Genomic DNA, 11,336 nt, shown 5'->3' on the forward strand with positions numbered 1-11,336 from the left:
GTCTGAACGGATGCACGCACGGACAGCAACGCACGGACATACCCTTCGAGGGGAGCGCGGTGTGGTCGACCCGGCGGAAGTGCTCGCGGACGTACTCGCGGATCTGCGGGCGGAAGGCGAGGAGCTGGACGCGCTGGTGGGCGGGCTGACCGCCGAGGACTGGCAGCGGACGACACCCGCCCCCGGATGGGCCGTCGCGCACCAGATCGCGCACCTGGCGTGGACCGACGAGCGGGCCGCACAGTCCGCCACCGACCCCGAGGGCTTCGCCGGGGAGACCGAGAAGGCCCTCGCGTCGCCGGAGACCTTCGTCGACGAGGCCGCGCGGGCCGGGGCCGAGGCCCCGCCCGGCGAGCTGCTGGCGCGGTGGCGCGCCGGGCGCGCGGAGCTGGCCCGGGTGCTGGCGGCGATGCCGACGGCGGCCAAGCTGCCCTGGTACGGGACGGCCATGAGCACCACCTCCATGGCGACCGGCCGCCTCATGGAGACCTGGGCGCACGGCCAGGACGTCGCCGACGCGCTGGGCGCCCGGCGCGCCCCGACGGACCGGCTGCGGCACGTGGCACGGATGGGGGTGCGGGCCCGGGACTACGCGTACGCGGTGCGCGGACTCCCGGTGCCGACGGAGGCGTTCCGCGTCGAACTCCTCGCCCCCGACGGGCGGACCCTGTGGACGTACGGGCCGGAGGACGCGGCCCAGCGCGTCACCGGGCCCGCCCTGGACTTCTGTCTGCTGGCCACCCAGCGCGCCCACCGCGCCGACCTCGCCCTCCGGGCGACCGGACCCGACGCGGACCGCTGGCTGGACATCGCCCAGGCCTTCGCGGGCCCGCCGGGCGCGGGCCGTGAGCCCGGGGGCCGTGAGCCCGGGGGCCGCGCGCCTGGGGGAGGCGGCCGATGACCGTGCCGCGCCCGCTCCTCATCGGCAACGCCTCAGGCTTCTACGGCGACCGCTTCGACGCCCTGCGCGAGATGCTGACCGGTGGCCCCCTCGACGTGCTGACCGGCGACTACCTCGCCGAACTCACCATGCTCATCCTCGGCCGCGACCGGCTGAAGGACCCCGGCCTCGGGTACGCGAAGACCTTCCTCGCACAGCTGGAGGAAGGCCTCGGGCTGGCCGCCGACCGAGGTGTCAAGATCGTCACCAACGCGGGCGGGCTCAACCCCGCCGGTCTCGCCCGGCGGATCGGCGAGCTGGCGGACCGCGTCGGCGTGCCCGTCCGGGTCGCGCACGTCACCGGGGACGATCTGCTGGGGGAGCGCGACTGGGGTACGGGCGTGCTCACCGCCAACGCCTATCTGGGCGGCGCCGGGATCGCCGCGTGCCTGCGGGCCGGTGCCGATGTCGTCGTGACCGGCCGGGTCACCGACGCCGCACTGGTCACCGGGCCCGCCACCGCCCACTTCGGCTGGACCGCCGCCGACCTCGATCCCCTCGCGGGCGCGGTCGTCGCCGGGCACGTACTCGAGTGCGGCGCGCAGGCCACCGGCGGCAACTACTCCTTCTTCCACGAGCACGACGTCCGTCACCCCGGCTTCCCCCTCGCCGAGATCCACGCCGACGGCTCGGCCGTCATCACCAAGCACCCCGGCACCGGAGGTGCCGTCACCGTCGGCACGGTCACCGAGCAACTGCTCTACGAGACGGCCGGCCCCCGCTACCCGGGGCCCGACGTCACGGCCCGGCTGGACACCGTCCGGCTGACCCCCGATGGCCCGGACCGGGTGCGGATCTCCGGGGTGCGCGGTGAGGCCCCGCCGCCGACGCTCAAGGCCGGGCTGACCCGGATCGGCGGCTTCCGCAACGAGGTCGTGTTCGTGCTGACCGGCCTCGACATCGAGGCCAAGGCGCGGCTGGTGCGCGATCAGTTCGAGGCCGTCTTCGCGAAGGCCCGGCCCACCGAGGTCCGGTGGACCCTCGCCCGTACGGACCGGGCCGACGCGCCAGTGCAGGAGGAGGCGAGCGCGCTGCTCCGGCTCGTCGTGCGCGACCGGGACCCGGAGGCCGTGGGCCGGGCCGTCGGCGCCGCCGCCGTGGAACTGGCCCTCTCCGGCTACCCCGGCTTCCATCTCACCGCCCCGCCCGGCAAGGGCGCGCCCTACGGCGTCTTCGAGGCGGCGTACGTGGACGCGGGCGACGTGCCGCACACCGCCGTCCTCCCGGACGGCACGTGCGTGCCCGTTCTGCCGCCGGCGCCTGCCACCGCCCCTGTCTCCGTGGCCACCGGAGGTCCCCTCCCTCTTCCTCTTCCCGCCGGCCCCACCCGCCGTGCCCCCCTCGGGCTCGTCGCCGGGGCCCGCAGCGGCGACAAGGGCGGCAGCGCGAACGTCGGCGTGTGGGTACGCACCGACGACGCCTGGCGGTGGCTCGCGCACGAGCTGACCGTGGCACGGTTCGTCGAACTCCTGCCGGAAGTGGGCGGGTTCGCCGTCGAACGGCATCTCCTGCCGAACCTCCGCGCGCTCAACTTCACCGTCGACGGGCTGCTCGGCGACGGCGTCGCCTCCCAGGCGCGCTTCGACCCGCAGGCCAAAGCGGTGGGCGAATGGCTGCGCTCCCGCCATCTGGAGATACCGGAGGTGCTGCTGTGACCCTGCTGGCGTCCGGGCTCGACCCGTCGAGCCCCGAGTACACGGCCAACCGCGAGACGATGCTGGCCAAACTGGCCGAGCTCGACGCCGCGCACGCCCGCGCCGTCGCCGGGGGCGGCGAGAAGTACGCCGCCCGGCACCGCGCACGCGGCAAGCTCCTCGCGCGTGAACGCATCGAGCTTCTCCTCGACCCCGACACGCCCTTCCTGGAGCTGTCCCCCCTCGCCGCCTGGGGCAGCGACTACGCCGTCGGCGCGTCCCTCGTCACCGGCATCGGCGTCATCGAAGGCGTCGAATGCGTCGTCACGGCCAACGACCCGACCGTACGCGGTGGCGCCAGCAACCCCTGGACGCTCAAGAAGGCCCTGCGCGCCAACGAGATCGCCTACGCCAACCGGCTCCCGTGCGTCAGCCTCGTCGAGTCCGGCGGCGCGGACCTGCCCAGCCAGAAGGAGATCTTCATCCCCGGCGGCGCGCTGTTCCGGGACCTGACACGGCTGTCCGCCGCCGGGATCCCGACCGTCGCGGTGGTCTTCGGGAACTCGACGGCGGGCGGGGCGTACGTCCCCGGCATGTCCGACCATGTGATCATGGTCAAGGACCGGGCGAAGGTCTTCCTCGGCGGGCCGCCGCTGGTGAAGATGGCGACCGGCGAGGAGTCCGACGACGAATCGCTCGGCGGCGCGGACATGCACGCCCGCGTCTCGGGCCTCGCCGACTACTTCGCCGTCGACGAGAGTGACGCGCTGCGGCAGGCCCGGCGGGTGGTCTCGCGGTTGAACTGGCGCAAGGCGCATCCCGATCCGGGGTCGGTCGTCGATCCGCCCGAGTACGACGAGGACGAGCTTCTCGGGATCGTTCCCGGTGACCTGAAGGTTCCCTTCGATCCCCGCGAGGTCGTCGCCCGGATCGTGGACGGCTCGGACTTCGACGAGTTCAAGCCCCTGTACGGGCCCAGTCTCGCGACGGGGTGGGCCCGGCTGCACGGCTACCCCGTGGGCGTGCTGGCCAACGCCCAAGGCGTCCTCTTCAGCGCGGAGTCGCAGAAGGCCGCGCAGTTCATCCAGCTCGCCAACCAGCGCGATATTCCGCTGGTCTTCCTCCACAACACCACCGGCTACATGGTCGGCCGCGACTACGAGCAGGGCGGCATCATCAAGCACGGCGCGATGATGATCAACGCGGTGTCGAACTCGCGCGTGCCGCACCTGTCCGTCCTCATGGGCGCCTCCTACGGGGCCGGGCACTACGGGATGTGCGGGCGGGCCTACGACCCGCGCTTCCTCTTCGCCTGGCCCAGCGCCAAGTCCGCCGTCATGGGCCCGCAGCAGCTCGCCGGGGTCCTGTCGATCGTCGCGCGCGCGTCCGCCGCCGCGAAGGGGCAGCCGTACGACGAGGAGGCCGACGCCGGGCTGCGGGCCGTGGTCGAGGCGCAGATCGAGTCGGAGTCGCTGCCGATGTTCCTGTCCGGCCGGCTCTACGACGACGGGGTCATCGACCCGCGTGACACGCGGACCGTGCTGGGACTGTGCCTGTCCGCGATCCACACGGCGCCCGTCGAAGGTGCGCGCGGTGGCTTCGGTGTCTTCCGGATGTGAGGTTTCGTGCCCGTGATCCGCTCTGTGCTTGTCGCCAACCGTGGCGAGATCGCCCGTCGTGTCTTCCGTACCTGCCGGTCGCTCGGCATCGGCACGGTGGCCGTGTACTCCGACGCCGACGCGACCGCCGCGCACGTCCGTGAGGCGGACGCCGCCGTCCGGCTGCCGGGGTCGGCGCCGGCCGATACGTATCTGCGGGGCGAGCTGGTGGTCCGGGCCGCCCTCGCGGCGGGGGCGGACGCGGTCCACCCCGGGTACGGCTTCCTGTCCGAGGACGCGGGGTTCGCGGCGGCGGTGTCCGAGGCGGAGCTGGTGTGGATCGGGCCGCCGCCGTCGGCGATCTCGGCGATGGCGTCGAAGGTGCGGGCCAAGGAGCTGATGGGGGCGGCGGGGGTGCCGTTGCTTTCGTCTGTGGATCCGGCTTCGGTCTCCGCCGCGGATTTGCCTTTGTTGGTGAAGGCCTCGGCCGGTGGGGGTGGGCGGGGGATGCGGGTCGTTCGTGAGCTCGCTTGTTTGGAAGGTGAGTTGGCCTCCGCTCGGGACGAGGCTGCTGCTGCCTTTGGTGATGGTTCTGTGTTCGTCGAGCCGTACGTCGAGGGCGGGCGGCATGTGGAGGTGCAGATCCTCGCCGACGCGCACGGGACGGTGTGGACGCTGGGGACGCGTGACTGCTCGCTTCAGCGCCGGCACCAGAAGGTGGTGGAGGAGGCGCCGGCGCCGGGACTGTCGGAGGAGCTGCGGGAAACGTTGCGCTCGGCTGCTGTCGCGGCGGCGTCCGCCGTTGGTTACCGGGGGGCCGGGACGGTGGAGTTCCTGGTGTCGGGGGAACGTGCTTGGTTTCTGGAGATGAACACCCGGCTGCAGGTGGAGCATCCGGTGACGGAGTGCGTGTACGGGGTGGACCTGGTGGCGCTCCAGATCCGGGTGGCGGAGGGGTACGCGCTGGGCGCGCCGCCGTCGCCGGTGGGGCATGCGGTGTCGGCTCGGCTGTATGCGGAGGATCCGGCGCGTTCGTGGCGGCCTTGGGCGGGTGTGGTGCATCGGCTGTCGGTGGGGGCGGAGGCGGGGGCCGGTGCGTTCGGGGTACGGCGCCGGGGCCTCCGGGGCGGGGGCCCGGGACCGTATATTTACGGGCCCCTGGACCGGAATCCTTTGGGAGCCCCGCACTCGGGCCCGCAAATACGCCCCTGGCCTTCGGCATGGGTGACCCCGAGCGAGGACCCCCACCCCTGCGCCCCCGTCACCTCCCGTGGTGTCCCGGCTGCCGGGCTGCGCGTTGATTCCGGCGTCGATGACGGTGATGTCGTCGGCGTTCACTACGACTCCCTGCTCGCCAAGGTCATCGCTTGGGCCCCGACGCGTGTCGAGGCCGTGCGGCGCCTCGCCTACGAGCTTGAGCGGGCCCGCATCCATGGGCCCGTGACCAACCGCTCGCTTCTCGTACGGTCCCTCCGGCACCCGGAGTTCCTGGCGGGGGAGATGGACACCGGGTTCTACGAGCGGCATCTGGCCGCGCTGACCAGTGCCGATGGGGAAGGCGGTATTCGGCTCGCTGCCCTTGCGGCCGCTCTCGCCGACGCGGCCTCCTCGCCGTCCCGGTTCGGCGGCTGGCGCAACGTTCCCTCCCAGCCGCAGGTCAAGCGCTATCGCGCCGGCGACGACGAGGTCGAGATCCGGTATCGGCTCGGGCGTGACGGGCTCGTCGCGGACGGGTTTGACCGGGTGCGGTTGGTGGCCGCCGCGCCCTTGTGTGTCGGCCTCGAAGTGAACGGAGTTCTGCGGGAGTTCGAGGTGGCCGCCTACTCCGGTGGGAGTGTCTACGTCGATTCTCCCCTCGGTTCCTTCGCCTTTACCGCCCTGCCACGCTTCCCCGACCCCACCACCCGCACCGAGCCCGGCTCCCTGCTCGCCCCCATGCCCGGCACCGTCGTGCGGGTCGCGGACGGGCTCGCGGTGGGGAAGCCCGTACAGGCCGGGCAGCCGTTGATGTGGTTGGAGGCGATGAAGATGGAGCATCGCGTCGTCTCGCCCGCCGACGGCACGCTCACCGCTCTGCAAGCCGTCCCCGGTCGTCAGGTCGAGGTCGGAGCCCTGCTCGCCGTCGTCACCACCGAGGAGACCACGCCATGAGCCATGCCCTCGTCGATACCGAGGAACACCGCGATCTGCGCGCCGCCGTCGCCGCCCTCGGCGCTCGCTACGGGCGGGAGTACTTCACCTCCGTCGTGCGCGACGGCAAACACACCGACGAGCTGTGGGCGGAGGCCGGCAAGCTCGGCTATCTCGGGGTGAACCTGCCCGAGGAGTACGGGGGCGGGGGCGGTGGCATCGCCGAACTCGCCATCGTGCTGGAGGAGCTGGGCGCCGCCGGGAGTCCGCTGTTGATGATGGTCGTCTCGCCCGCCATCTGCGGGACGGTGATCGCCCGGTTCGGTACGGACGCGCAGAAGCGTGCCTGGTTGCCGGGGCTCGCGAGTGGTGCGACGAAGATGGCCTTCGGGATCACCGAGCCGGACGCCGGGTCCAACTCCCACCGGCTGACCACGACCGCCCGTCGGGACGGCAGCGACTGGGTACTCACCGGTCGTAAGGTGTTCGTCTCCGGTGTGGACATCGCTGATGCGACCCTCGTTGTCGGGCGGACCGAGGACGCCCGGACGGGCAGGCTCAAGCCGTGCCTGTTCATCGTCGGGCGTGACGCGCCCGGGTTCTCGCGTCGGCGGATCGCCATGGAACTCGCCGCTCCGGAGAAGCAGTTCGAGCTGGTGCTGGATGATGTGCGGCTGCCTGCCGACGCGCTCGTCGGTGATGAGGACGCGGGTCTGCTGCAGTTGTTCGCCGGGCTCAACCCCGAGCGTGTCATGACGGCCGCGTTCGCGATCGGGATGGGCCGGTACGCCGTGGCGCGGGCCGTCGACTACGCCCGTACCCGTGAGGTGTGGGACCGGCCGATCGGTGCCCACCAGGCCATTGCGCACCCGCTGGCGCAGGCGCACATCGAGCTGGAACTGGCGCGGTTGATGACGCAGAAAGCCGCCTCGTTGTACGACGCGGGTGACGACGCCGGTGCGGGCGAGGCCGCCAACATGGCGAAGTACGCGGCCGGGGAGGCCGCCGTCCACGCCGTGGACCAGGCGGTGCACACCCTCGGTGGCAATGGTCTGACGTCGGAGTACGGGCTGGCCTCGCTGATCACCGCCGCGCGGGTGGCGCGGGTGGCGCCGGTCAGTCGGGAGATGATTCTCAACTACGTCTCGCATCAGACGCTGGGCCTGCCCAAGTCGTACTGAGGAAAGGTGATTCGCGGATGTTGGTTCACCGCTCGCACGAGCACGGCATCACCACCCTGACCCTGGATTCCCCGCACAACCGCAACGCTCTCTCGGCCCGGCTCGTGGGCGAACTGCACGAGGGCCTCGCGTGGGCGGCCGAGGACGCGGACACGCGGGCCGTGCTCCTGACGCACACCGGCAACACCTTCTGCGCGGGCGCGGACCTGAGCGAGGCCGGGTCGGACGCGACGGCCCCGCTCGGGCTCGCGCGGTTGCTGCGTGCGGTGGTGGAACTGCCGAAGCCGGTCGTCGCCCGGGTCACCGGGCATGTGCGGGCCGGGGGGCTCGGGCTGTTGGGGGCGTGTGACATCGCGGCGGCGGGGGAGGGGGCGTCGTTCGCGTTCACCGAGGCCCGGCTGGGGCTCGCGCCCGCCGTCATCTCGCTGCCGTTGCTGCCGCGCCTGGACGCGCGGGCCGCTGCCCGGTACTACCTGACCGGCGAGCGGTTCGATGCCGGGGAGGCGGCCCGGATCGGGCTGATCACTCTGGCCGGGGACCCGGATGAGCTCCTTGGTCCGGTGCTCGACGGGCTGCGCCGGGCCTCGCCGCAGGGGCTCGCCGAGTCCAAGCGGCTGGTGACGGCCGAGGTGGTGCGGACCTTCGACCGCGATACGCAGGCGCTGGCCGAGCAGTCGGCGCGGCTGTTCGCGTCGGCGGAGGCCCGGGAGGGCATGACGGCGTTCCTGGAGCGGCGGGACCCCGTATGGGCACGGTGAGCGTCCCCAAGCAGGACCGCAGCCGGGCCACCCGGCAGCGTCTGCTGGAGGCCGCCATCGCGTGTCTGGCGGAGTACGGGTGGGCGGGTTCGACGGTGGCGGTGGTCGCCGAGCGGGCCGGGGTGTCGCGGGGTGCGGCGCAGCATCATTTCCCCACCCGTGAGGACCTGTTCACGGCGGCCGTGGAGTACGTCGCGGAGGAGCGTTCGGCGGCGCTGCGGACGCTGATGCCGCGAGGTGGCCCGGACCGTACGCGGGCGGTCGTGACCGCACTGGTGGGCCTCTATACCGGTCCGCTGTTCCGCGCGGCGCTGCAACTGTGGGCGGCGGCCGCGCACGAGGAGCAGTTGCGGCCCCGGGTGACGTCGCTGGAGGCGCGCGTCGGGCGGGAGTCGCACCGGATGGCGGTGGAGCTGCTGGGGGCGGACGAGGGCCGTCCGGGGGTGCGCGAGACGGTGCAGGGGCTGCTGGACATGGCGCGGGGGCTGGGGCTCGCCAATCTGCTGACGGACGACTCGGCGCGGCGGGACCGGGTGGTGGAGCAGTGGGCGCGGATCCTGGACGGGGTGCTGCGCTGACGCGAACGGCCCGCCCCCGGGCTGGGGAGCGGGCCGTGGCGACGGGCGTCAGCCCTTGATGTCCTCGTAGCCCGCGACCTCGCGCGGGTCACGGGAGCCCGGCCCCACGTAGCGGGCCGACGGGCGGACCAGGCGGCCCGTGCGCTTCTGTTCGAGGATGTGGGCGCTCCAGCCCGCCGTGCGGGCGCAGGTGAACATCGACGTGAACATGTGCGCCGGGACCTCCGCGAAGTCCAGGACGATGGCCGCCCAGAACTCGACGTTCGTGGCCAGCACCCGGTCCGGGCGGCGGTTGTGGAGCTCTTCCAGGGCGGCCTTCTCCAGGGCCTCCGCGACCTCGAAGCGCGGTGCGGCGAGCTCCTTGGCCGTGCGGCGCAGGACGCGGGCGCGGGGGTCCTCGGCGCGGTAGACACGGTGGCCGAAGCCCATGAGGCGCTCGCCGCGGTCCAGGGCCTGCTTGACGTAGGCCGTGGCGTCGCCCGTGCGTTCGATCTCCTCGATCATGCCGAGGACGCGGGACGGCGCTCCGCCGTGCAGCGGGCCGGACATCGCGCCGACCGCGCCCGACAGGGCCGCCGCCACGTCCGCGCCCGTCGAGGCGATGACGCGGGCGGTGAACGTGGAGGCGTTCATGCCGTGCTCCGCGGCGGAGGTCCAGTACGCGTCGACGGCCTTGACGTGCTTGGGGTCCGGCTCGCCGCGCCAGCGCTTCATGAAACGCTCGACGACGGTCTCCGCCTTGTCGATCTCCTTCTGCGGCACCATCGGCAGGCCCTGGCCACGTGCCGACTGGGCGACGTAGGAGAGCGCCATCACCGCGGCCCGCGCCAGGTTGTCGCGCGCGGTGGCCTCGTCGATGTCGAGGAGCGGCTTCAGGCCCCAGACGGGTGCGAGCATCGCGAGCGCCGACTGGACGTCGACCCGGATGTCACCGGAGTGGACGGGGATCGGGAACGGCTCGGCGGGCGGCAGCCCGGGGTTGAACGAGCCGTCGACCAGCAGGCCCCAGACGTTCCCGAAGGAGACCTGGCCCACCAAGTCCTCGATGTCGACGCCTCGGTAGCGGAGAGAGCCGCCTTCCTTGTCGGGTTCGGCGATCTCCGTCTCGAACGCGACGACTCCCTCGAGTCCGGGTACGAAGTCGGACATCAGGCGGCTCCTCATGATGTGTGACAAGCGGCTGCCGGCCACGGTGGTGGCCGTCACTGCTTCTACGGCTGCGGTTGGCGGCCCCGAAGCGGTTACGCGGCTGCTCGGCGCGGCTCGCGGTCCGATTCGGTCAACCCGGTCATGCCCCGTGCGGCTGTTCTTCACCCGGCTCGACGCCCGGTTCTTCGCCCGGTACCCGCCCGGCCGGCGCACCGGGCTTCGGTGGGAAGCCGGGGTCCGCTCAGGCCGGACACGATAGCCGGTGGTGTGTGGGCGCCACAGCTTCCTGCGAAGTGATTTTGGTGGGTTCCTCAGATGCGGGGAAGGGTGATGTCCGGCACAGTGCGGGTTTCGTCCGCCGCGGGGTTAGAGAAGCCCGGCACGGGGGAGGATGAGCGGCTCCGGTCGCGATTTCCGCTTCCGTGCGCCGTATCGGCGCGGGCGGCCCGTGTTGCAAGATGTCCGCGTGTCCCACGCCGATGATCTCGACCCCGCCGCGATGCGCGCGCAGTACCGCTTCGGCGGTCTGCTGGAGACGGACCTCGCCGACAGCCCGTACGGGCAGTTCGCACGCTGGTTCGCGGAGACGGTCGCCGCCGGGCTGCACGAGCCGAACGCGATGGTCGTCTCCACCGCGGACGCCGCCGGGCGGCCCAGCTCGCGGACCGTGCTGATGAAGAGCTACGACGAGCGCGGCTTCGTCTTCTACACCAACTACGGCTCCCGCAAGGCCGTCGAACTGGCGGCCAACCCGAACATCTCGCTGCTCTTCCCCTGGCACCCCATCGCCCGCCAGGTCATCGTCACGGGTACCGCCGAGCGGGTCGGGCCCGAGGAGACGGCCGCCTATTTCCGCTCCCGCCCGCACGGCTCGCAGCTCGGCGCCCTGGCCAGCGCGCAGTCGACGGTGGTCTCCTCGCGCGCCGAGATCGACGAGGTGTACGAGCGGCTGGCGGCCCGCTACCCGGAGGGCGAGCCGGTGCCGGTGCCCACGGGGTGGGGCGGCTTCCGGGTGACGCCGCAGGCCGTGGAGTTCTGGCAGGGCCGGGAGAACCGGCTGCACGACCGGCTCCGGTACCTGCGGGCCGCCGAGGGCCCGGGCTGGCGGGTCGAGCGGCTCTGCCCGTAGCGGTACGGCAGAACGCAGACGATCCGTGGGCCGGTTACCGCCGCGCCTGGCGGCGCGGCGGTGCCGAGCGGACGACTCGGCGGCCCACGGATCGGGTGACTGCTTGGGATTGGCCGGCGTGGCCGGCGTTGCGCTCTGCGCGACGACGGGCGCTAGCCCGCAGTCACCTCACGCGTCCGGACTGAAATCATGTCCCGAACCACCTCCCTTCTCGTGTACCCCCAGCGTAAAAAACGGCC

9 protein-coding genes are annotated in these 11,336 nt (G+C 72.6%); 8 read left to right on the forward strand and 1 reads right to left on the reverse strand.

Annotated elements, in window-relative coordinates; all coding sequences use genetic code 11:
- Positions 1 to 61: 61 nt before the first annotated feature.
- Genes AB8O64_RS21690 through AB8O64_RS21720 form a run of 7 tightly spaced genes read left to right on the forward strand, consistent with a single transcriptional unit; the run spans position 62 to position 8,819 of the window.
- The gene (locus tag AB8O64_RS21690) at positions 62 to 901 is read left to right on the forward strand and encodes a TIGR03084 family metal-binding protein (protein ID WP_370420777.1); all 840 of its coding nucleotides are present in this window, start codon (positions 62 to 64) and stop codon (positions 899 to 901) included.
- Positions 898 to 2,595 (forward strand): acyclic terpene utilization AtuA family protein, encoded by a 1,698-nt coding sequence (locus AB8O64_RS21695; protein WP_370420778.1) that lies wholly within the window; start codon positions 898 to 900, stop codon positions 2,593 to 2,595. The genes AB8O64_RS21690 and AB8O64_RS21695 overlap by 4 nt, the downstream gene beginning before the upstream one ends.
- Complete coding sequence (locus AB8O64_RS21700) at positions 2,592 to 4,193, forward strand: acyl-CoA carboxylase subunit beta (RefSeq protein ID WP_370420780.1); 1,602 nt, start codon at positions 2,592 to 2,594, stop codon at positions 4,191 to 4,193. The genes AB8O64_RS21695 and AB8O64_RS21700 overlap by 4 nt, the downstream gene beginning before the upstream one ends.
- A 12-nt stretch (positions 4,194 to 4,205) precedes the next feature.
- A complete protein-coding gene (locus tag AB8O64_RS21705; protein WP_370420781.1) occupies positions 4,206 to 6,323 on the forward strand; it encodes a biotin carboxylase N-terminal domain-containing protein in 2,118 nt (705 codons plus the stop codon).
- Positions 6,320 to 7,483: an acyl-CoA dehydrogenase family protein gene (locus tag AB8O64_RS21710; RefSeq protein WP_370420782.1), complete on the forward strand. Its 1,164-nt coding sequence runs from the start codon at positions 6,320 to 6,322 to the stop codon at positions 7,481 to 7,483. The genes AB8O64_RS21705 and AB8O64_RS21710 overlap by 4 nt, the downstream gene beginning before the upstream one ends.
- Positions 7,484 to 7,500: 17 nt before the next feature.
- On the forward strand, positions 7,501 to 8,241 hold the full coding sequence (locus tag AB8O64_RS21715) for an enoyl-CoA hydratase family protein (protein WP_370420784.1): 741 nt from the start codon (positions 7,501 to 7,503) through the stop codon (positions 8,239 to 8,241).
- A complete protein-coding gene (locus AB8O64_RS21720) occupies positions 8,229 to 8,819 on the forward strand; it encodes a TetR/AcrR family transcriptional regulator (RefSeq protein ID WP_370420785.1) in 591 nt (196 codons plus the stop codon). Before AB8O64_RS21715 ends, AB8O64_RS21720 begins: the two co-directional genes overlap by 13 nt.
- Positions 8,820 to 8,867: 48 nt before the next feature.
- Here AB8O64_RS21720 and AB8O64_RS21725 read toward each other — a convergent pair whose 3' ends face one another.
- Positions 8,868 to 9,968, reverse strand: coding sequence for a citrate synthase 2 (locus AB8O64_RS21725; RefSeq protein ID WP_370420787.1), 1,101 nt, complete (start codon positions 9,966 to 9,968; stop codon positions 8,868 to 8,870).
- Positions 9,969 to 10,467: 499 nt separating this feature from the next.
- Between AB8O64_RS21725 and pdxH the strand changes: the two genes are divergently transcribed.
- Complete coding sequence (gene pdxH, locus AB8O64_RS21730; RefSeq protein WP_370423923.1) at positions 10,468 to 11,097, forward strand: pyridoxamine 5'-phosphate oxidase; 630 nt, start codon at positions 10,468 to 10,470, stop codon at positions 11,095 to 11,097.
- Positions 11,098 to 11,336 lie beyond the last annotated feature (239 nt).

Source organism: Streptomyces sp. QH1-20, from assembly GCF_041283565.1.
Lineage (GTDB): Bacteria > Actinomycetota > Actinomycetes > Streptomycetales > Streptomycetaceae > Streptomyces > Streptomyces syringius.

Excerpts from the sequence above, each read along its gene's own strand:
- AB8O64_RS21695 (WP_370420778.1), top strand. The coding sequence starts at position 898 with ATGACCGTGCCGCGCCCGCTCCTCATCGGCAACGCCTCAGGCTTCTAC.
- AB8O64_RS21710 (WP_370420782.1), top strand. The coding sequence starts at position 6,320 with ATGAGCCATGCCCTCGTCGATACCGAGGAACACCGCGATCTGCGCGCC.
- AB8O64_RS21715 (WP_370420784.1), top strand. The coding sequence starts at position 7,501 with ATGTTGGTTCACCGCTCGCACGAGCACGGCATCACCACCCTGACCCTG.
- AB8O64_RS21720 (WP_370420785.1), top strand. The coding sequence starts at position 8,229 with ATGGGCACGGTGAGCGTCCCCAAGCAGGACCGCAGCCGGGCCACCCGG.
- AB8O64_RS21725 (WP_370420787.1), bottom strand. The coding sequence starts at position 9,968 with ATGTCCGACTTCGTACCCGGACTCGAGGGAGTCGTCGCGTTCGAGACG.
- pdxH (WP_370423923.1), top strand. The coding sequence starts at position 10,468 with ATGCGCGCGCAGTACCGCTTCGGCGGTCTGCTGGAGACGGACCTCGCC.